Annotated in this window: 19 protein-coding genes; 9 read left to right on the plus strand and 10 right to left on the minus strand. The window is 67.2% G+C overall.

Annotation, left to right across the window (positions count from 1 at the left end; genetic code table 11):
* From ABGB19_RS25410 to ABGB19_RS25420, 3 genes are all read left to right on the plus strand, one after another.
* Entirely contained in the window at nucleotides 1-504 is a 504-nt protein-coding gene (locus tag ABGB19_RS25410) for an isoprenylcysteine carboxyl methyltransferase family protein (RefSeq protein WP_347688769.1), read from the plus strand.
* Entirely contained in the window at nucleotides 501-1,517 is a 1,017-nt protein-coding gene (locus ABGB19_RS25415; RefSeq protein ID WP_347688770.1) for an NAD(P)/FAD-dependent oxidoreductase, read from the plus strand. Before ABGB19_RS25410 ends, ABGB19_RS25415 begins: the two co-directional genes overlap by 4 nt.
* Before the next feature lie 422 nt (nucleotides 1,518-1,939).
* Entirely contained in the window at nucleotides 1,940-2,560 is a 621-nt protein-coding gene (locus ABGB19_RS25420) for an antibiotic biosynthesis monooxygenase (RefSeq protein WP_347688839.1), read from the plus strand.
* A gap of 90 nt (nucleotides 2,561-2,650) precedes the next feature.
* Here ABGB19_RS25420 and ABGB19_RS25425 read toward each other — a convergent pair whose 3' ends face one another.
* From ABGB19_RS25425 to ABGB19_RS25435, 3 genes are all read right to left on the minus strand, one after another.
* Nucleotides 2,651-3,091: a hypothetical protein gene (locus tag ABGB19_RS25425; RefSeq protein ID WP_347688771.1), complete on the minus strand. Its 441-nt coding sequence runs from the start codon at nucleotides 3,089-3,091 to the stop codon at nucleotides 2,651-2,653.
* Nucleotides 3,088-4,461 carry an alpha/beta hydrolase gene (locus tag ABGB19_RS25430; protein ID WP_347688772.1) on the minus strand — a complete coding sequence of 458 codons (1,374 nt, stop codon included), beginning with the start codon at nucleotides 4,459-4,461 and terminating at the stop codon, nucleotides 3,088-3,090. The genes ABGB19_RS25425 and ABGB19_RS25430 overlap by 4 nt, the downstream gene beginning before the upstream one ends.
* 1,015 nt (nucleotides 4,462-5,476) lie before the next feature.
* Complete coding sequence (locus ABGB19_RS25435; RefSeq protein WP_347688773.1) at nucleotides 5,477-6,430, minus strand: alpha/beta hydrolase family protein; 954 nt, start codon at nucleotides 6,428-6,430, stop codon at nucleotides 5,477-5,479.
* A gap of 143 nt (nucleotides 6,431-6,573) precedes the next feature.
* Here ABGB19_RS25435 and ABGB19_RS25440 point away from each other — a divergent pair, with 143 nt between their 5' ends.
* Entirely contained in the window at nucleotides 6,574-6,975 is a 402-nt protein-coding gene (locus ABGB19_RS25440) for an ester cyclase (RefSeq protein WP_347688774.1), read from the plus strand.
* 10 nt (nucleotides 6,976-6,985) lie between these two features.
* Here ABGB19_RS25440 and ABGB19_RS25445 read toward each other — a convergent pair whose 3' ends face one another.
* Nucleotides 6,986-7,777, minus strand: coding sequence for a DUF4239 domain-containing protein (locus ABGB19_RS25445; RefSeq protein WP_347688775.1), 792 nt, complete (start codon nucleotides 7,775-7,777; stop codon nucleotides 6,986-6,988).
* Nucleotides 7,778-7,907: 130 nt separating this feature from the next.
* Here ABGB19_RS25445 and ABGB19_RS25450 point away from each other — a divergent pair, with 130 nt between their 5' ends.
* Complete coding sequence (locus ABGB19_RS25450; RefSeq protein ID WP_347688776.1) at nucleotides 7,908-8,387, plus strand: hypothetical protein; 480 nt, start codon at nucleotides 7,908-7,910, stop codon at nucleotides 8,385-8,387.
* 7 nt (nucleotides 8,388-8,394) lie between these two features.
* Here the strand turns inward: ABGB19_RS25450 and ABGB19_RS25455 are convergent, their stop codons facing one another.
* Nucleotides 8,395-8,856, minus strand: a complete 462-nt coding sequence (locus ABGB19_RS25455; RefSeq protein WP_347688777.1) for an RDD family protein — start codon at nucleotides 8,854-8,856, stop codon at nucleotides 8,395-8,397.
* Nucleotides 8,853-9,374 (minus strand): hypothetical protein, encoded by a 522-nt coding sequence (locus ABGB19_RS25460; RefSeq protein WP_347688778.1) that lies wholly within the window; start codon nucleotides 9,372-9,374, stop codon nucleotides 8,853-8,855. Before ABGB19_RS25460 ends, ABGB19_RS25455 begins: the two co-directional genes overlap by 4 nt.
* 125 nt (nucleotides 9,375-9,499) lie before the next feature.
* Between ABGB19_RS25460 and ABGB19_RS25465 the strand changes: the two genes are divergently transcribed.
* Nucleotides 9,500-10,429 (plus strand): alpha/beta hydrolase, encoded by a 930-nt coding sequence (locus ABGB19_RS25465; RefSeq protein ID WP_347688779.1) that lies wholly within the window; start codon nucleotides 9,500-9,502, stop codon nucleotides 10,427-10,429.
* Nucleotides 10,430-10,476: 47 nt separating this feature from the next.
* On the plus strand, nucleotides 10,477-12,765 hold the full coding sequence (locus tag ABGB19_RS25470; protein WP_347688780.1) for a prolyl oligopeptidase family serine peptidase: 2,289 nt from the start codon (nucleotides 10,477-10,479) through the stop codon (nucleotides 12,763-12,765).
* A gap of 609 nt (nucleotides 12,766-13,374) precedes the next feature.
* Here the strand turns inward: ABGB19_RS25470 and ABGB19_RS25475 are convergent.
* The 3 genes from ABGB19_RS25475 to ABGB19_RS25485 are packed head-to-tail and all read right to left on the minus strand — an operon-like array spanning nucleotide 13,375 to nucleotide 17,871.
* The gene (locus ABGB19_RS25475; RefSeq protein ID WP_347688781.1) at nucleotides 13,375-14,640 is read right to left on the minus strand and encodes a hypothetical protein; all 1,266 of its coding nucleotides are present in this window, start codon (nucleotides 14,638-14,640) and stop codon (nucleotides 13,375-13,377) included.
* 39 nt (nucleotides 14,641-14,679) lie between these two features.
* Complete coding sequence (fadD6, locus tag ABGB19_RS25480; RefSeq protein WP_347688782.1) at nucleotides 14,680-16,443, minus strand: long-chain-acyl-CoA synthetase FadD6; 1,764 nt, start codon at nucleotides 16,441-16,443, stop codon at nucleotides 14,680-14,682.
* Nucleotides 16,444-16,461: 18 nt separating this feature from the next.
* A complete protein-coding gene (locus ABGB19_RS25485; RefSeq protein ID WP_347688840.1) occupies nucleotides 16,462-17,871 on the minus strand; it encodes a wax ester/triacylglycerol synthase family O-acyltransferase in 1,410 nt (469 codons plus the stop codon).
* Nucleotides 17,872-18,100: 229 nt separating this feature from the next.
* Between ABGB19_RS25485 and ABGB19_RS25490 the strand changes: the two genes are divergently transcribed.
* Nucleotides 18,101-18,883 (plus strand): lysophospholipid acyltransferase family protein, encoded by a 783-nt coding sequence (locus ABGB19_RS25490; protein WP_347688841.1) that lies wholly within the window; start codon nucleotides 18,101-18,103, stop codon nucleotides 18,881-18,883.
* Nucleotides 18,884-18,950: 67 nt separating this feature from the next.
* Here the strand turns inward: ABGB19_RS25490 and ABGB19_RS25495 are convergent, their stop codons facing one another.
* Nucleotides 18,951-19,775, minus strand: a complete 825-nt coding sequence (locus ABGB19_RS25495) for an SDR family NAD(P)-dependent oxidoreductase (protein WP_347688783.1) — start codon at nucleotides 19,773-19,775, stop codon at nucleotides 18,951-18,953.
* Between the two features lie 143 nt (nucleotides 19,776-19,918).
* On the opposite strand from ABGB19_RS25495, the gene ABGB19_RS25500 reads away from it, so the two are divergent.
* Nucleotides 19,919-20,770: a carotenoid biosynthesis protein gene (locus ABGB19_RS25500; protein WP_347688784.1), complete on the plus strand. Its 852-nt coding sequence runs from the start codon at nucleotides 19,919-19,921 to the stop codon at nucleotides 20,768-20,770.
* Nucleotides 20,771-20,772: the final 2 nt, after the last annotated feature.

The following is a 20,772-nucleotide window of genomic DNA, read 5'->3' on the forward strand; positions in this document are numbered from 1 at the left end:
ATGGTCTGGTATGCGTTGCTCATCGCCGTGGTGGCCGCCGAACGGCTCGCCGAACTCGTTGTGTCACAACGCAATCTGTCATGGAGCCGGGAGCACGGCGGCGTGGAGTCCGGAGCCGGCCACTATCCTGCCATGGTCGCGCTGCACACCGGGCTGCTGGCGGGTTGCCTGGTGGAAGCGTCGTTCCGACCGTTCGTGCCCGCGTTGGGCTGGCCGATGTTCGCGGCCGTGCTCGCCGCCCAGGCGCTGCGGTGGTGGTGCATCGCCACGCTCGGTCGGCAGTGGAACACCCGCGTCGTCGTGATCCCGGACGCAGCGCGGGTCACCCGAGGGCCGTATCGATTTGTCGCGCACCCGAATTACGTCGCGGTCGTCGTGGAAGGGTTGACGCTGCCGCTGGTGCACACCGCCTGGCTCACCGCGGCGGTGTTCACGGTGCTCAATGCGGTCCTGCTGCGGACGCGGATCCGGGTCGAGAACGCCGCACTGAGCGGGCTTCGGTGATCGACCTGTTGGTGGCGGGCGGCGGACCGGCGGGGCTGGCCACCGCCATCCACGGCGCCCGCGCCGGGCTCGAGGTGGTGGTCGTCGAGCGGCGGGCCGCCCCGGTCGACAAGGCGTGCGGCGAAGGGTTGATGCCGCACACAGTGCGTCAGTTGGGCGGGCTGGGCATCGATCCGGGGGGTCGGCCGTTTGTGGGGATCACCTATCTGGACGGGCGGCGCCGCGTCACCGGGCGGTTCCGCAGCGGGCCAGGGCGCGGCGTCCGTCGGACGGTGTTGCACGAGGCGTTGTGGGAGGCGGCGTCGAGGGCCGGAGTGCGCATCGAGAGCGGCGACGTCGGCGCCGTTTGGCAGGACGCAGAGTCTGTGCGCGTCAACGGGTTTCGAGCCCGGTACCTTGTCGCCGCGGACGGGCTGCACTCACCGATCCGCGCCTCGCTCGGGCTGGCGGTCGATGCGTCGGGACCTCGGCGGTGGGGCATCCGCCGGCATTATGCGGTGGCGCCGTGGAGCGAGTGCGTCGAGGTGTACTGGTCCGACATCGGCGAGGCATATGTCACCCCGGTCGCCGACGACTGCGTCGGTGTCGCGATCCTCACCGCGAGGCGAGGCGGGTTCGACCACCACCTCGAATCGTTTCCCGCACTGGGGGAACGCGTTGACCCGCATGCTCACGCGCCCGAGTTGGCCGCCGGGCCGTTGCGCCAACGAGTGCGGCAGCGGGTCGCTGGGCGAGTGCTGTTGGTCGGTGACGCCGCCGGCTACGTCGACGCGCTGACCGGCGAAGGACTGGGTGTCGCGTTCGGTGCCGCCGAACTGCTGGTGGACTGCGTCACCGCGGACCGGCCCGCCGACTACGAGCAACGGTGGCGGCGGATGTCGCGCCGGTACCGGATGCTCACCGCGGGACTGTTGCGCGCCACGGCGTTTCCGTCGGTTCGCTCGCGGGTCGTGCCGGCGGCGGCGTCGGCGCCAGGTGTCTTCGCCCGTGCTGTGAATCTGCTCGCCGAGTAGCGCGCCGAGTAGCGCGTTGTCAGGGGACTACTGGCGGTAGCCGTCACCGGGGTCGGCACCTGGCGGTTCATCCGGCCCGTATCACTGCCGACAAACACGTCCACGTCGCCACCTACGTCTGGGCCAACAGCAAAATAATGCGCGTCGGGAATCTGTTCGCCTTCTCAACGCTGGTGCCGCGGCGGGATGACCATCGATCTCGTCGAACTCCACGGCGACGTCACCACCTGTTGGCCGCAGAACTCATTAGTCACCCTTCATTGTTATGCACGTATTACGCGGGCGCGCAGCGGGTTTCAGCAAATCCGAATTGCCAGCAGGTTAATACCCGCCACCCATTGCCATGGCTTGCCGGTGGGAGGACGATGAAGTGGTCCGGCGGCGCCGTCGAGACGCTGCCCCACATGCAACGGAGGCAGAACATGTACGCACGAAGCACCACCATCCAGGCGCAGCCCTCGTCCATTGACGCCGGTATTGCGCACATGCGCGATAGCGTGATGCCCGCGCTCGAGAGTATCGACGGGTGCATCGGCCTGTCCTTGTTGGTTGACCGAACGTCGGGCCGCTGCATTGCCACCAGCTCCTGGGAATCCGAGGAGGCGATGCGCGCGAGCGAGGAGTCCATTCGGGCGGTTCGTGACCGGGCCGCCGAGCTTTTCGGTGGTGGCGCCCAGGTCGAGCAATGGGAGATCGCTGCCATGCACCGCGAGCACCGCGCGGGTGAGGGTTCCTGTGTCCGAGCCACCTGGGTCAAGGTCGATCCGGATCAACTCGACGCAGGCATCGATTTCTTCAAGACGGCTATCCTGCCCGCCCTCGAGGAGCTCGAGGGATTCTGCAGTGCCAGCCTGCTCGTCGACCGCGCGTCCGGTCGTGGCGTGACCGCGGCGACCTTCGACAACGCCGAAGCGATCGAGCGGAACAAGGACCACTTGGACAGGATCAAAGCCACGGGCAGCCGGGAAGCAAACGCCGAGGTACTCGAGCAGTGCGACTTCGAGTTGGCCGTCGCCCACCTGCGCGTGCCCGAGATGGCCTGACCACAGGAGAAGCTCGGCGCGGCTGTGCTGGCGGGGTGCCGATCTGCCGATCGACCTACGCGCGATCTTCAGCTCCAGCACCGGCGAGCGTCACTCGCCGCTGAGCTGACCCGTCACGTCGATGCCGGTCGCGCCGTCACCGCGGTGGTCGGTAATGCTGCGGCACTGCCCGCACAGTTGGACAGCGCCCCGCGCGCCGGCCCCGCAAGCCCTGCCGATGACCGCCATGACCGCATCGGTGTGCACGACCACGCCGAAGGGGCACTTACCCGGCGGCGGCCCCGCGGACCATCCGTGCGCCACCATCGTGGCGGCGACCTGCTCGAAGAAGGCTTCCGGCGCAAGATCATCCGGCGTCGAAAAGCTCATGTCGACCCGACCGCGATACGGTGGCTCGCCCTGGTCGTTGCACGATTCGAACCTGAACGCCCCGGTGACGTCGGCCAGGCCGGCCGCCCGCACCATCTCCCGTGCCGCGTCGACCACCTGGGCCGTCGCCTCCGCGTCGGACAGCGGATGCGTTGGAATCACCGTCGTGCCTCCTCAACGAGCATGGCGCGGCGACGGGCCGCCTCCGGGTCGACGTAGGCGGGCGTCGCCGGAATCCGAGTATCGATGTGCGGCAGTCGGATTCGCCCGACCACGGGCAGGTTCACCTCGCGCGGCGTGGCGAGCCTCGGTTGGCGTCTGCCCTCGGCGATCAGGCCCTCCCGCGCAAGCGCAGCGCCGTCGCCGGTGACGATGTGGGTCAGGCTCCGCAACGCTTCCCCACCCAGGTCGTAGTAGTGCGAATGGTCGTCGAGGTCCAAAACGTCGGCTTCCATCGCCTCGGCCCGGAAACGGATCGACCCGAACCCGTCCCCGGCCGGATCAGCCCCCAGGCCCGCGTCCGGGCCGAACGGTTGCCCGAGCACGTCGTTGAGGAAGTCCGGCACACTGCCCGAGACGCCGATCCAGCTGATCGGATCCGTCGACGCCGCGCCGACATACACTTCGCCGCCGTCGAGCCGGAAGTCCTCAGCGTTGCGGGCCAGATCGGTCCCGGGACTACCCAGCAGCGCCGCATCGTTGGCACGCATGCCGCTGCGCGCGAACGCATCCGCGACCGTTGTCGCCCCGTAGGAATGCCCGATCACCGTCACATGCGGTGCGCCCGAGTGCGTCACCCACAGGCCATTGACATCCCGGGCAAGCCGTTCGCCCCCGACCCGGGCCAGCACCGGCGCCGCGATACCCAGGTCGGTGTAGCTGTCCGGAGTGTCGTAGCCCATCCACGCGGTCACCGACGTCGCCTCGTCGGGCTGCGCGACGAAGGACTGGTCGTAGAGATTGATCGCCGCGTCGTGCCCGGCTGCCAGCCATCCGCTCGCCACGCTGTGGCCCGCTCCGGGCACGATCACCGCGATGTTGTCCGCCTCATCGGGGTTGCCGATCGCGATCGCGGCCCGGCCCTGCCCGATGAACGCCCTCGGGTCATAGGCCCACAGCAGCACCGGCCGCGGGTTACCGGGATCCGAGCCCCGGTGTTGTGCCAGGCCCCGCCGAGTTTGCTCGGCGTTGCGATACCGCAGCACGTCGCGGCTCGAAAGACCCTGCCGCGCGGGCTCTTCCAACACCTCGCCCACCGAGACCCCATCACGAGCAGTGTCCTCGACGCGCGCGAGGTCGTCGGCCAGCACCGCGGTGTTGACCTTGTCGCGCACGTCGGCCGGGATGCCGTTGAGGTTGCCGAGCCGCGGCGGGTGTTCGGCGATCAGCCGGTCCCGGTCCTGACCGTCGAGGGATTTCCACCACGCATAGACGTCCTCAGCGCTGGTCCCGGCCGCCGGCAGCGCGATGTTGCCGACGGGTTGAGCCGCCGGCGCTGACGGTGGCGAGTCGACACGTTCGGGTTCTGACATGGCGGCGCGTAGGTGTGCCGTGGGCAACCTTGAACCTACCCCTCGCGTCACGCCTCGCTGCGCCGGGACAACACGTCGGCTCCATCGCGGAGGAGCGCCCGGCGATCACCAGGGCGATGCACATCGCGAGCGACGCGATAAGTCGACGGCGAAACTCTTCGAATGTCGGAATTCGTCTGCTCGGTCGACGACAATCACGAGGAACGGTCGCTATCCATGGCGATCGAGACAGAAGCCCGCCATGAGAACCAAGCACTTGATGGCAGGCGCCGCCGTCGCCGGCGCCGTCGGGCTGACGCTCTTCGGGCTGGGCGGGTTGGCTGTAAACGCCGCCGCGTCCCCGCCCTCCGTGCCAGCCGAGCAAGACCCGGTTCTCCCGACCATCACGATCGAACCCGCGCCCTCCATGCCGGCGCCCGATATCGCTACCGACTCAGGAGCGGCGCCGCCGAGCGATTCCGGGTCGGGCGCGGCCAGCGGTCCACTTCCGGATCAGGGTGCGGGCGTTCCGCCCGACCTTCCCCAGATTCCAGCGGTTGCTCCCCCGAACGCGATCACCAGCGCAGCCGATCCTCCGGCGCCCGACGTCCCACCGAGTCCTCCGCCAGATGCTCCGCCGACCGACCCGGATAAGCCGCCTCCGGACCCGGACCATCCGTGCTTCCCGCTCTGGTGCCCACATCCCCCGCAGCCGCCAGACACCCAGCCGCCATGGCCGTGGTCTGATCCGTTCTGGCCGCAGACACCCGACTCGTCGGAATCCGAGCCGATGGCCCTGCCGTCGCCGTGCGTGCCGCCGCCGCCCGACGGCTCACCGCCTCCACCATTCCAATACGGAGGCCAGACGATCACTCCCGCACTCGACGGTGGCTTGCGGCAATGGGGCTTCTGGTATTTCGGGAACTGGGTCGAGATGTTCGGACCCGGGTGCCCGACGCCAGCCTTCACCGGACCGACACAACCGCCCGCCTCGGCCCAGGCTCGATAACCCGGGATATCGCAGGCGTTAGCACCGTCACGCGCCGAGCGTGCGCTGGATGTCGGGCTTCATCGCGTTCAGCTGCGAGCCCCAGTATCCCCAGCCGTGGGTGCCGGCACCGAAGTTGAACACGGCGTTGTTGCCGCCGGCAGCCAGGTACTGCGCTTGGAAATTCTTGTTGCTGTCCAGGGTGATGGTCTCCAACAGCTGCGCGGGCAGGTTGGCGCCGCCGATTTCGGTGGGCGTGCCGTTGCCGCAGTAGATCCACAGCCGGGTGCCGTTGGATGCCAGCCGCCCCACGTTGACGGTCGGATCGTTACGCACCCACGCCGGGCTGCCCCCGGGCCCCCACATCGCATTCGGGTCGAAGCCGCCGGAGTCGCGCATCGCGAAGCCGACCAGGGTCGGCCAGACGCCGGCCGACAGGTTCAGGAAGCCCGACAGCGACCCCGCATAGGCGAACTGCCCGGGATAGTAGGCCGCGAGGATCAGCGCCGAACTGCCCGCCATCGACAGCCCGACCACTGCGTTGCCACTTGTCGAGATGCCCTTGTTGGCCGCCAGATAGTTCGGCAGCTCGGAGGTCAGGAACGTCTCCCACTGGTAGTTGTAGGTCGTGCCGTTACCCACCGCCGGTGCCTGCCAGTTGGTGTAGAAGCTCGACATGCCGCCGACCGGCATCACCACCGAGACACCGGACTGGTAGTACCACTCGAACGCGGCGGTCTCGATGTCCCAGCCGCTGTTGTCGTCGCGGGCCCGTAGTCCGTCGAGCAGGTACACCGCCCGCGGCCCCCCGCCCTGGAACCGCACCGGGATGTCGCGGCCCATCGCCGCCGACGGGACCATCAGTGTCTCGACCGGAAGACCCGGACGCGAGTAGGCGTGCGAAGCGCCGGTGCCCCCCGCGAGCCCGACCAGACCAACGAGCAGCAGGGCCGCCGCCAACGTGGTCCCCAGCTGCCTGACGCAATTGCGAACGAATGTCATGACCTTGCTCATTTCTCTTATGACTTCCGCTGAGCCGCAGTGTTCCCTCCAAAATATGGCGAGACGGTACCCCATTTACCGTCGCGTAAACGCCGTGCGCTCGAAAGCCTGCGGGCGTTGCTCACGAGTGGGATCGTGCAGACATGCGATCAACGGAGCTTGTCAAGGCGTTCTGGGACGACGTCTGGAACGCCCATGAACCCGGTGCCGTCGACCGGTTCGTGGCCGACGACATCGTCATCGAGGCGGGCGGCCAGGAGATCGCCGGCAAAGACAACATCGAGAACTGGGTCAAGCAGTTTCTCGATCACGTCGACGACCTACACGTCGACACCATCGAAGCCTTCCAGAACGAGGACGGCACGCGGGTGTCCTCCCGGTGGGTGCTGACGGGAACCAACAACGGCGTGCTCGGCACCGATGCCAACGGCAAGCCGGTCGCGATGACGGGCACTGCAGTCTGGACCGTGGCCGACGGGAAACTGAAGCACGGCTGGGTCGAGCAGGCCTCGTTCGAGCTGTATCACCGGCTGCTCGAGAGGTAGCAGGAGAGGTTCACGTCCCACTGTCGATCGAGTCGAACACGCTCAGTGATTGCTGGAACGGTTCTGATGTGACGCCCAGTTCGTTCCCGAACGGATGGTCGAGCCAGTAGACGATGAACAGCAGCAAGCCGAGCAGGACGGCGACCGCGCTGAGCAGTCCCAGATGCCCGCGTGCGCTTCCCAGCCGCATGAACCCACCGAGCGCAATCAGCACGACACCGCCGAAAAGAAGCCCCGTCCACAGCAAGCCGGGTATCCGCGGTTTGGCGTCCAGGATCCGCTGATTTCGCTCCGACGCCAACGTGGTCAGCTGATCGAGGAACTTCTGGCTGACCGGGCTCGAGGCGACACTCGACTGCTCATTGCCGAGCACCCGGTACATCTCGTTCAGCGCGTCTCGCGCGCCCTCGGTTCCACTGCCTCCGCGGACCGCGTTCTCCCATTCGGGACCCTCGACCGCCTGCGTATATGTGCGGAGCAGTTGCCGCATTCGGGCCTGCTCTTCGACCGGCATGCCGACGGTCTGCCGGTACATCGTCGTGAGAGTGGACGCCTCGTTGGACACGTTGGCCTCCGCCGAGGAGAACTGCTCCCACGCGACCACGATCGTGAACCCGAGCAGCGCGCCGTAGACGAGACCGACACAGGTCAGAAACGGCGACAACGACCCGTTATGCCCTTCCCTCACCGGTTTCGGGAGCGTGCGATCGGCCAGCCACACACAGGCGAACGCGATCAGTATCGAGGCGATGAGGGCCAACGCCAGAATCAGCCAAAGGCCGGCTATCCCGAAGTCGCCCATTGGGGTACCTCCCACTCGCAGCGCACCGACCGCCTGCATCCAGCATGCTCCCCATGTCGGGCACCTGTACCGCTAATGCACTTCAGTCGTTGTGGTCGCCTGCCGATGCGGCCGGTGGTAGGGAAGACGGGTGGATCTCGCGAGTTGGAGCCTGGGCCTTTCGCTCATCGTGCTGACCGTCGCGACTCACACGAGCGGGGTGGTGCTGATGACCCTGGGACTGGAAGCACGGGTCCGAATCCGCGTCGACAAGCCACCGCCTGAAACGCTGCGGGTGATACCCACCGTGATCGGCCGTATCGGCGCTGTTGCACTGATCCTGGTCGCCCTGCACGGACTGGAGGGCGTGTTGTGGGCAGCGGCGTACTGGCGGCTCGGCGCGCTCGACTCGTTCACCGACGCGTCCGTTTACTCCCTGGCCACCATGACGACGTTCGAACTGCCGGGCCTGACGTTGCCGACGCGGTTCCATATGTTGAGCGCACTGGAAGCGGTGAACGGAGCGCTGCTTTTCGGTATCAGCACGGCGTTCCTCTTCGCCGTCATGCAGGTTCACTGGAAGTTGCTTTCCCATCGCCAGGACAGCTGGTCCGGACCGCCGGCAGAATAGTCCGTCGTCACCCGGACGCTGGGCCCGAGTAGACGACCTGTGTGCGGAACACGATGTCCTGCAACGACCTTCGCCGCCGGTCGATGACGACCCACAGCAACCCGATGGGGAACACAATGCAGCCGATTGCCCGCAGTAATGCCACCGGCGTGCGCACCCGCTGCGAGCGCCGCCCGACCACCCGCAGGCCCATCGTCACCGCACCCGCGGTGGAACCCGAGACCGTCCAGCATCCCGTCAGATAGACCACCGCGACGGCGAACGTCGCCACCGTGGAGAACACGGCGTTGGGCGACGGCAGGCTGAAGCCCGCGGGCGAGTACACGAGCCTCACCAAGACCAAACCCGCGTACAGCGCGCCCATGATCAGCAGGACCACCAGCAGGTCGATGATCGCGGCCAGTCCTCGGGTGACGATCCCGGCCTGCCGCTCGGCGTCGGGCTCCGCCTCCGGCTCCGATGAGATCACCGCGGTTCCCGGTCACGCCCCAGCATGCGGTCGACGAATCCCGCCACACGGTCGTCGGCACGCTCGCCCTGCGTGCGCACGTCGGACATCACCTCGGCGGTCATCGAATTCGTCGACTCACGAATGATCGCGGGGAGGTCGACACCCTCGATCACTCTGTCGGCCAGGGCGATCAGGTCGACCCTGTTGATCACCGCGTCGACGTCCAGATCAGCGGCGAGCGCGTCGATGTCCAGGCGCTCACGCGCGAGCGCGTTGAGATCGATCTCATCGAGAACCAGATCCACGGAACGGGCGGCGACCCTGCCGACGAGGGCGCTGAACTGTTCTGCGTTCTCGGTCACCCAGCTGTTGCCCCGCTCCGACAGGCCGGCCACGCCCCGCCGCATCAACGGCCCGAAAACGGGCAGTTTCTCCGCCACGCGGTAAGCAGCGTCAGCAGCGCCCACCACAACCGACGCCACACCCACCGCGGCGGAAACCACCGGGTATTTCAGCAGGTCGACGTCATTGCCCACCACCGCATCGTAGGCCTCGAGGTGCACAGATCTTGCGGCCTGAACATCCCGGGCGGTTCGCCTCGCAGCCGCATCTGCCCGATCCTCACCACGAGCCCGCCAGCGGCGCCTACCCTCCCAGTGAAATGCCCAGCCTGATCCGCCACCCGGTCCGCGTACCGCGAGTCGAGAAGCCGCGAGCCGAGGGCCGCTTCTACCTGCCCACCGGCCGCCGGCTCGGCTTCGCCGAATTCGGTGATCCCTCGGGTGATCCGGTGCTCTGGTTCCACGGCACACCCGGCGGCCGCCGCCAGTTCCCGCTGCTCGGCCGTCGCGCCGCCGAAAAGCTCGGCCTGCGGGTCATCGTGGTCGCTCGACCGGGCACCGGCCTGTCCGATCCCCACCCCTATCAGGCGGTGGCCGACTGGGCGACCGACGTCGCGCATGTCGCCGACGCCCTCGGCGCCGAGCGCCTCGGTGTGGCGGGACTCTCCGGCGGCGGCCCCTACGCGCTGGCGTGCGGCGCAGTGCCGCCGCTCAAGAGCCGCGTCGCCGCCGTGGCTGTGCTCGGCGGTGTCGTCCCATCGGTCGGCCCCGAGGCCCTGGCCACCGGCACCATCGATTTGGCCCGCCGCTTCGCGCCGGTCCTGCACCGCCTGCGCCGACCCCTCGCCGAAACCGTCAACGGCCTCCTGATGCCGCTCATCCCGCTGTCGCATTACGCGTGTCAGGCCTACGCCAGCGTCATCCCCGAGGGCGACCGACGCGTCCTCAAGGACCCCGAGATGGAGGGCATGTTCATCGACGACCTCGTCCTGCTGGCGAAGGGCCGGTTCCAGGCGATCGTCGACGATGCGCGACTGTTCGGCCGTGATTGGGGTTTTCGTCTCGGCGACGTGACGGCGCCGGTGCGGTGGTGGCACGGCGACGCCGACAACATCGTGCCGCTGCGGGACGCCCAGGCGGCGGTCGACCTGCTGCCCGAGGCAGAGCTGATCCTGCGTCACGAGGAGAGCCACCTCGGAGGCTTCGCCACCGCCGACGAAGTCCTCACATTCCTCCGGTCGCACCTCTGAGGCTCGAACCACCACGCCAAAACCCTTACTCCCCATAAGTTGAAGCCATGTCGCTTCTCGACCTGGCGCTGCTGCCCATCAAGCTCGGGCTCGGCGTCGCCGAGACGGTGATCAAGGCCGTCACACCGGAGGCCCCGGCGCCGCGGGCACCACTGCGGGTCGTCAACGGGATGCCCGAGGGCGTGCCACCGGCCGCACTGCAACCCGAGCTGACACTGCCCACACCCAACGGATGGCCGTTCGGCGAGGACTTCCCGCGCACCTGCGGCACCGGCCGCTACGCCGGCGGCGCGCTGTTCTGGACCGACTTCCTCTACGACGACCACGGCGCGACCGGCGTCCTCATCGACATCCCGACCGGCGGGCTGGTGCCCCCGCGCGGCACCTACGTCTACCCCGACGGCCCCGCCGCCCGCAACGGCGCCGACATCTTCCGCGTCGCCATCGGGCTCAGCGACGCGCACACGTGGTGGCGAGTCGACTGGAACACCCTGCTGGACCCGTCGATCCCCATCGCGCTGTTCACCTTCGACGCAAACCGCGGTCGAGCGCCGACGAGCAAGTGGCCCGCAGGCGCCGGGATCACCTCGGCCGGCATCGATTCGGCACTGCTGATCTCCGCGCAAGGCGCGTGGTTCCGTGACCTGACGACCCACGAGTACGCCGCCGTGGAGTACGAGGTCGACATGCGATCGCGCTCCTTCCTCGCCAGGGTTCCGCGCGAACTCGTCGAACCCAGGGGCACCTGGACTGTCCGACTCGCCTCGGGATTGGCCAACGACTCCGGGGACGGCTTCGCGAATGTGCCCGCTGTGCGCGGGGCCCTGCCCGGGCAGCCGAACGTCTACAACGTCGCCTTCCGCACCCACCAGCAGGAGAAGGCCCACCTCAACTTCTGGTCCGATCAGGCCCAGGCCGCAGCGCTGAGCGACGGCGACGTCACCGAGTTCTCGCTGGCCGTCGCGTGGGACCAACTCGCCGCCGGCGTCACCACCGACGAGCCGGTAGTCACGGGGACCTCGACGCGGTGGTACGTGTCGTCGATCGAACTGGGCCAGGGCGTCGCGCCGACGAACATCCTCGACACCGAGCCGCAGTTCCTCGGCCGCGTGCAGCCCTATTCGGTCTGCCTGCCCTCGACCTACGCGCCCGGCCGCAAGCTTCCGCTGACGCTGCTGCTGCACTCACTTGCGTTGGGGCAGAACCAGTTCGCTGCGATCGACCCGCGTCTGCTGCACCAGGTGTGCGAGGACCGCGAGTCGGTGGTGGTGACGCCGCTGGCCCGCGGACCGTCGTGCTGGTACTTCGACGAGGGCGAGCTCGACGTGTGGGAGGTGTGGGCTCGGGTGTCCGACCAGCTCGGCGCCGACCCCAACCGCACGGTGATCGCCGGCTACTCGATGGGCGGCTACGCGGCGTACAAGCTCGGGTTGACGTATCCACAGGTGTTCGCCCAGGCCGTCGTGCTGGCGGGGCCTCCGGTCTGCGGTGTGCGGCTGCTGCCCAACGTCGAGATCCCCGGTGACCTCGACCCGAACTCGCACTGCGCCCGCGAGGGCGACACCTGGGAACTGCTGCCCAACGGGCGGTGGCTGCCATTCGTCATCGCCCACGGCATGGTCGACCAACTGGTGCCGATCACCTCGGTGCTGTCGCAGGTGCTCGAGTTGGACCGGCTGGGCTACCGCTACCGGTTCACCGTCTACCCCTTCGAGGACCACATCTCCTGGGCGCTCGAGGACGAGTTCGACGATCCGATCTCGCACATCGGCACCGAACTCCGTGCCGGCGACCCCGGGCACATCACGTTCTCCTGGTACCCCGAGCTGGTGCGGCCCGACCTCGGCCTTGGGCCACACCGGGTTTGGTGGTTGTCGGACCTTCAGGCCGATCCGGTGGCGACCCGCCGGCGCGGGGCGGTCGCGTCCGTCGACGCGCGGTCGTATGCGCGGCCGGATCCGACGCGCACGATCCGGCGGCGCCGCGGCATTGAACCGGACCTCGACGAACCCGGCCTCTACACCGAACTTGAGTGGCGCAGAGGTCCTTCGGTCGAGCCGATGCCGTTCGTGACGCTGAAACTCACCGCGGTGGCCCAGGTGACCCTCGACGTCGTCCGTGCCGGGCTCGCGCGGTTGGATCCGTCGAGCATCGACGTGTCGACCGACGCCCCTGCGCGCGTCACCCTGGCCGGGCTGCCGCCGGGCACGGCCGTGTTGCTCGACGACGAGCCGACGGGCCCGCTCGTCCATGTGCCGGTCGGGCGGCACAGCATCACGCTGACCACCGCTACGGTGCCCTCGCAGGAGGTGCTGACCGCGCTGTTCCGGAGGTAGCCCCCTAGCGGCCGCTCCGGTCGAACGTAGGAGCCGAACGGTTGCCCGCAGCGGAGATCGAGTCGGTCAATCGCTCGACCGCGGCGGTCAGCGCCCATAACGCCTGGGCCGGCAATCGCGTGTCCGGTTCGTCGGGTGCGTTCCCATCAGCAGCGTGGCGGCCTCCCGTTGGCCGCGTTGTCGTGGACCGGCTTGTGGCCGCCGCCGTCGTGGCGATCACAGGCGATGACCCGAACAGCCCGCCCCGCCGTCCGTGAGCCGACCCGATGTGGACTCCACATTCGTCCCAGCGGAACGAGCCCTTGCCCTCCGCATCGGGAAATCCAAGGTGCTCACCACGGTGACCGCCTTCGAGCGCGCAGCGTTGCATCGACGCAACCTCTTTGCCGCCCAACCATGTTGCGAGCGACTGCCTGAGCGGCTCGTGCAGGAACACCGTGGCACGGCACTGATCCACGTTCATCGGCTTACCTCAGATGGCGATTAGTAGGCCCATAGCGTGGCGTGCGCCGGGGACACCGCTTCCGTCCCGCGCCCGACGGTACGGAAGTGAAACCTAGTTGTGACTTCCTCGCAGGCAGCTTCAGCGAGGGGAGCTACTGACAGTAGCTACCGGCTTCCGTCCATGGTTGCGTCGACGAGCCCCGATCTGACCAGCGACCCGTCGATGAATTGCTGTACCGATCGCGAGCGGAAGAACCCGGTGTGGCTTCCCGGGAACCAGCAGATCTCAGGTCTGTCCCAGTGCTCCCAGAGCCGAGTCGCCTCGTCGCGCGGGTGCACCAACCTGTCGGCGATGCCCGCGCATATGAAGCGGCCCTGCATCGGCACGCGGGGGGTCAGCCCAAGTGGTGAGATCATCCGACTGATGGGCTTGGCCGACATCAGCATCTGACGAAGCTCAAGGTAGTCGCTCACGCCGGCATGACGGGCGACCAGATCGACCAGATCAGCGAGCGGAATGCTGACTATCGCACAGGTGACGCCGTCGTCGAGGCTGGCGATCAGCGATGTCAGGTAGCCCCCGAGCGAGATGCCGTTCAGCCCGATCGGTGACTCAGGTTGCTGTGACCGAATCCAGGACAGCAGCTGTCGAACGCCCCATACCGCCTGAGCGACACCATGGACGTTGTCGAGAACGTCCTCACTGGGAAACGCGGCGCCTTTGGGCAGGACGCGGGCACGGGGGCCATGCATGGGCAGCACGGGTAGCACGACATTCAAGCCGAGGTCCTCGTGCAGATGCCACGCCCGAAACAGCCTGAGATCCAAGGCGGCGCGACCCATCTCCGCGCCGTGAACACACACCAGCCACGGTCGCGGCTCACGGTGCCGCAACATCAATCCGTACTCGCGCCCGTTCGCGGAGTAGCTCAACCAGCGGTCCCGGCCCGGTTCGCCCACAGAAGGCTGATATTCGCTGTCGAAGAAGATGCGCTCGTAGCTGCGCCCCATGCTGCTGACGTCCCTGATGGAAACGTCGGTCAACGGCGGGGGTGCCACGAAAAACTTCTCAGGCTCCTGGAGCCAACCCTTTTCGCCGTAGAACTCAAGTGCCGCAATCACCTCGCGCTGTATGCGCTCGAGCCGCGTCGCCTCGGGCGCCGAGCGAAGCAGGTGAAAACCCAACAGCACGATTTCATCGCTGAGGGCCTGCAGCGCGAGCGCGAGGGTAGGCCTCGTCACCGGAAGCTCGTCTGGCTGACGGTCGAGGTAGGTCGCCCACGACCGAGCGTAGAAACCCCCGGTCCGGGTGAACGGCCTCAGCACCTGGGTCAGGGGTAACGCCCGAATGCCCAACGGGTTGGGGATGCCTCGCCCCTTGCGATTGTCGTCGTCCGGCGTGCCGGCACCGGTGTGCTCGCTTTCCCGCATGTGTCCTCCACTTCGCCGTCAGCCGATCTTGCGGCGGTGTCAGCCCGCAGGCCGCTCACCGGCTGCGACTTCGTCGGCGTATCCGTCGTAGTACGGCACATAGCCTTCGTCGCGACCCTTGAGCACGAAGAGCGGATCGTCGACATCGGATCCGTAGCCCTGCTCGCGCAGGTCGACCTTCTTGGCCTTGACCGTTGCGGTGTACTCCAGGGCATCGACGACCCGCACAAACAGCGGCACCGCGTAGCCGGGCAGATGGTCGTAGACGGTCTTGGCCAGCGACGCGCCGTCGAACTCTTTGCCTCTGTTCAGCACCACGGCCGCCATCCCGGCGCGCCCGTCGGCGCCGGGGACTTCCACCCCGTAGACCGTCACCGCTTCGACGGCCGGATCGGCCGCCACGGCGGCCTCGACGTCCGTCGTCGCCACGTTCTCGCCCTTCCATCGGAAGGTGTCACCGAGCCGGTCGACGAACACGGCATGGCGCCAACCCTGCGGGCGCAGCAGGTCGCCGCTGTTGAGCCAGACGTCACCGTCCCGAAAAGCGTTGCGCACCAGCTTCTTCTCACTGGCTTCCGGGTCGGTGTAGCCGTCAAAAGGCTGTGCTTTGGTGACCTTGCTCAGCAACAGACCCGGCTCCCCCCGGCGCACTTTGCGCACCCGGCCGTTCTCATCGCGGACCGGCTCGCCGGTCTGCGGGTCGTATTCGACGAACGCCACTGCGGTAGGGCAGAGGCCGGCGGTCTTCGGTATGTGGAAGATGTTGACGAACCCGGTGTTGCCCTCGCTGGCTCCGTAGAACTCGAAGACCCGCGGGATATCGAAGCGAGCGGTGAACTCGTCCCAGATATCCGGGCGCAGTCCGTTGCCGCCGACCACGCGGACCTTGTTGGTGCGGTCGGTGTCCTTCTCCGGCTGATTGAGCAGATAGCGACACACCTCGCCGATGTAGACGAACGCGGTGGCGTCGTAGCGAGTCACCTCGTCCCAGAATCGCGACGCCGAAAACGACCGGCCGAGAGCGAGTGTCGCGCCGGCGCTGATCACGCCCGACACCGCCACGGTCAGGGCGGTGTTGTGGTACAGCGGCAGGCAACAGTACAACGTGTCGCTGCTCTTCAACCGCATGCCGAGGGCGCCGGACCCACCCATCGCCCGTAGCCATCGGTAGTGCGTCATGACGCTGGCCTTGGGCGCTCCGGTGGTGCCGGAGGTGAAGATGTAGAACGCCTTGTCCTTGGCCAAGATCGATGCCGTCACCGCCGGGTTATCGGCGGGCGCGTCGGCTGCAAGGCCCTCAAACTCGTTCAAGGTCAAGGTGTCGGCGACCTTCGCGCCCGATTCCTCGACCGCCGTGAGCAAGTCGTCCTCGCCGATGAGGATGTCGGCACTCAAGAGCTCGACGCTGTGCGCCAGCACGCTGCCGCTCTGCTTGTGGTTGAGCATGCCTGCGATCGCGCCGAGTTTGACCGTCGCGAGCATCAGGAGCACCGGGCTCGGTGAATTGCTCATCATGATGCCCACCACGTCGCCGCGACCGACGCCGCGCTCGGCAAGCACCGCCGCATAGCGGTTGACGGTCTGGTTGGCGTCGCGGTAGGTCAGCGCTTCGTCATCGAAACGGATGAAGACGTGATCGCCGAAGCGTCGTGCACGGTCCTGAAAAACCCGGCCGATCGACCTCTTCGCCGACCGGCGCGCCAGGAGCACTGTGACCACACCGCGCAGGACAACCGGCGTATCCATGATCAGGGCGGGTAGCCGCGCGGCGATGTCCGTCAGCCCGACGGTCTCACCACTCATCTCTCTCCTCGTCCGCTGTCATTGACGGCGACGCCGCGCCCGCCGGGGCTTGAGGCCTGCGGCCCGCTCGAGCTCATGGAGGGCGGGTTCGATGCCGTCGGCCAACTCGTCGATGTCATTGGCGATTTCAGGGGTGGTGACGAAGCCGAAGTCGACCGAACCTCGGTAGCTGAAGCAGGTGACGTTGAGGCCGACGTCCATCACCAGCGGACCGATTGGGATCAGCGTTTCCAGCATCGCGCCGGCCATGTAGATCGGAAAGTCGGGTCCTGGCACGTTGGACACCACGAGGTTGATCGGAGCGATGTTCTCCCCGAGCCGGGAGGCGGTGTAGGCGCGTGCGGCGAGCGCGAGCAGGCCGGGCGGCGTGGTCTCGGTCAGTCCCATGATCTGGTTCGCGGTGAGCGCTTGTGCCATTGCTTTGGCGCCCCGGGCGCCGGCGTGGATGGCTTGAATCCTTTCTGTGGGATCCGAGACGTTGGTGGGAAGACTGACCGTCGTGGAGGTGATCTGGTTCCCCACCTCGGTGTCATCGCCGCGGGTGGACACCGGCATCTGGGCCAGCAGTGGGCGGTCCGGGAGCTCATCGCGGTCCTCTAGGTAGCTGCGCAGCGCTCCGCAGACCATCGCCAGCACCACATCGTTCACCTTCACGCCGAACGCGTCCTTAACGGCCTTGACTCGGTCGAGAGGAACCCGGCTACCGCTGATCCGCCGGTGCGGCGAGAGCGGCGCGTTGAAGCGGGTGGTCGGCGCGTCGAAATAGCGGGGCGGCTTGTTGGCCAATCCGCGCACCGCCAACTGCTGGCGCACTATCTGCTCGCCCATGCGCAATATCCGATAGGGCGTCATCACTGCGAGGTTGAACATCCCCCCGATCGCGCGGAACTCGAACCGCGGCAGGCCGACACCAACCAGCGACCCTGTCGGCTCAGCCGCGGGCGGGCGCGGCTCGGGTGTGGCGTCGAGCAGGATCTCACTGAGCCCGGCGCCCGACACGCCATCGATGAGTGCGTGGTGCATCTTGGTCAGGATGGCGACGCGACCGTGTTCGACGCCCTCGATGAACCACAGCTCCCACAGCGGGCGCGCGCGATCCAGCTTGTAGGACATCAGCCGCCCGATGAGGTCGTCGAGCTCCTTGCGACCGCCGGGCGGTGGCACCGCGATCCGGCGGATGTGAAAGTCCAGATCCAGCTCGGCGTCCTCCACGAACCACGGACGGTCCAGCCCCAGCGGCGCTCCGGCTACTCGATAACGCAACTGCGGCACTTCTGGCAGCCGATCGGCCAGCAGGTCACGTACCGCATCGAAGGAGAAGTCCGGCGCATTCGTCGGGTCACAGACGACCAGGCCACCAATATGCATGTGCCAGCTGGGCGTCTCCGCATACCAGAAGGCGGCGTCGACGCTCGACAGCCGCTTCATGCCCACCACCGTCCGACGACGCGCCACCGAGATGAGCGTGGCACTCCGTCAAGATTTCTCATACTCGAATGCACGGCACCTTCCAATATAACTAAATTAGTAATGATTGAACCCCGGGGAACGTGAGCGGGTGCGCACACGGCGTGACGAGGCACACTGGTAGGTGGCCAGGGTCACGGCAGGGGGACAGGTGATCGCCGAGCAGGAATTGGACGAGGCGCAAACCGCGATGTGGCTGGCACTGCGCGATGCCGCCTATGTCGACCGGCTGATGCCCGTGCTCCGATTGGCGGTCAGGCTGTACTTCCGGTCCGAGGTCAGGGGTTTGGAGCACGTTCCCGAGGGCGGCGCGCTGCTGGTGTCGAATCACTCGGGTGGCCTCGTGACGATGGACGTGCCGGTGGTCGCGGTCGCTTTCCAGGACTATTTCGGCGCCGAACGCCCCTTCTACGTGCTGGCCCACGACGGGCTGCTGATGGGTCCGGGGAAGTACCTCCTCGGCCGGGCCGGATTCCTGCCCGCCAGCCGGGAGAACGCGATCGCCGCGTTGCGGGCGGGCGCGACGACGATCGTCTTTCCCGGCGGGGATTACGACGTGTTCCGCCCATCCGTCGATGCGAACAAGATCGACTTCGCCGGGCGCAAGGGATACATCCGCACCGCGATGGAGGCGGGGGTGCCGATCGTCCCCGTGGTCAGCATCGGCGGGCAGGAGCAATACCTGTTTCTCAGCCGAGGCGAGTGGCTGGCCCGGCTGCTTCGTCTCGACAAGCTGCTGCGCCTGAAGATCGCCCCGGTCATCGTCGGGCTTCCGTTCGGACTCACCTCCGGCTACGTCCCGAACCTGCCGATGCCCGCCAAAATCGTCACGCAGGTGTTGGAGCCCATTCACGTGCACGATGAATTCGGACAAGATCCCGATATCGATCACGTCGATGACGTCGTCCGCGGGCGGATGCAGGCCGCGCTCGACGAGCTGGCCCGGGAGCGGAGGTTTCCCGTCATCGGCTGACGATGGCGGTGGACCACGCTAAGCCAGCCGGTGAATCGCCACGGGTCACGGCTGTCGGGCGCGCCGTTCAGCCGCGGCTGATGAACTTCGTGATGCTGCGGGACAACGGCTGTGTGAGCCGTGGTGACAGCCGGTGCAGAAGGTACGGCGCCAGCACATGCAATCGCGGCGACGCGACGATGAGCCGCGGCCGCGCGATTGCATCGAGCACCGACGCGGCTACCGTGTGCGGCGAGGCGGCGTACTTGGCGTAGAAGGCGACGATCCTCTCCTGGTCGCGGGCGAGCTGTCCGCGCATGGTCCCGTCACGCATGATTGCGGTGTCGATGATGCCGGGGCAGAGTGCCACCACGCGAATCCCGCGCGATCGCAGTTCGGCATCGAGCGACTGGCTCATTCCCACCACGCCGAACTTCGAGGCGCAGTACGGCGCCATCCGTGCGATGGGAATGAGGCCCGCCTCCGAGGCGGTGTTGATGACAGTGGCCCGTCGGCCCTGCCGGAGCAACCGCGGGATGAACGCCTGCATGCCGTAGGCGACGCCGAGCAGGTTGACCCCGATGACCCGCTGCCAGTCCTCGACGGTCGTCGCCTCGATGTCACCGGCGTGGCCGATGCCGGCGTTGTTGTGTAGAACGTCGACACGGCCGTCGCTTCCGAAGACCGTCTCGGCAAGGGCCTCGAGATCATCCGGCCGGGTGACGTCAACAGTGTGACTTGTTGCGCCGCAACCGATCTCAGCTGCCACGACGGCGGCCGCATCGGTGTTGATGTCCGCGACGTGCACCTTTGCGCCGTGTCGTGCCAGCAACTGTGCCGTGGCTCGCCCGATGCCGGACCCCGCGCCGGTGATCACCGCGATCTTGCCGGTCAGGTCGATTCTCTTAGCCATCGCGGATGCTCCTTTAGGACGACGGCCGCCCGTCGGAAATGGGACGTCGTCGACGATTCCCGGGCCCGTAGCGGGCTTTCCTCATTAATATAGCCAAATACAGTAATCGGCTGGCCGTAGCCCGAATTCGGAGAGGCTCCGCGATGGTGGAAGAGATCGTCGGCACCATCGTCGGAAGGTGGTACGTCACCGCATACGGCGTGGTGTTCGTGGTCCTTGCGCTGCGGCACCTCGGCCTCAAGTGCACAGTGATCTATACCGCAGTCGCCGTGGCGGCCGGCGCGCTCGCGGAGAATGGGTCAGTGCATTTGGGTGTCCCCTTCACCCGGTATGCCTTCAATCCGGACCTGCGTGGCCATGAGCTATGGGTCGGTGATGTGCCGCTCATGGTGCCGCTCAGCTACACCTTCATGGCGTATTTCGCTTTCGCCGCCGCTCGACTCATCGTCGCGGGGCCCTACTCGTCCCGCTCTCGACAGCCCGTCCTCGAGTATGTGTTGGCCGTGGTGCTCGCGACCTGGGCCCTGTGGATCATCGATCCCGTCAGCCGGCTGGGCCGATACTTCGGACTAGGGGAGCTGTTCCGCTATGACGGGCCGGGCTTCTGGTTCGGCCTACCGCTTGGTTCGCAAGTCGGCTTTCTGTTCACGTCCGGCATCCTGATCGGCTTACTCACGTGGATGACGCGCAATGAGCCGGCCGTTGTCGTGCCGCGTCTGCGCAACCACCCGCGCCTCCCGGCGTTGGTGACCTACCTGCTACAGGTGGGGTTCATGGCGGGTGTCGCGTTTGTCGTGGCCCGCACGTCGGGCGACGCGGCTGTCGCCGCGATTGCCGATGCGCTGGCCGGCGCGTCACTCATCATCGGAATCCCCACGGCCTTGTTGACGGCGGTCTACTGGCGCTCGCTACGGTCCTTGGAAAACGATCGGCCGTCGCCGGGATCAAACTCGGGCGGCCGGTCGGGACGCGAAACATCCAAGCACCGTCGGTGAGA

Origin of the sequence: Mycobacterium sp. B14F4 (genome assembly GCF_039871645.1) — a bacterium.
Lineage (GTDB): Bacteria > Actinomycetota > Actinomycetes > Mycobacteriales > Mycobacteriaceae > Mycobacterium.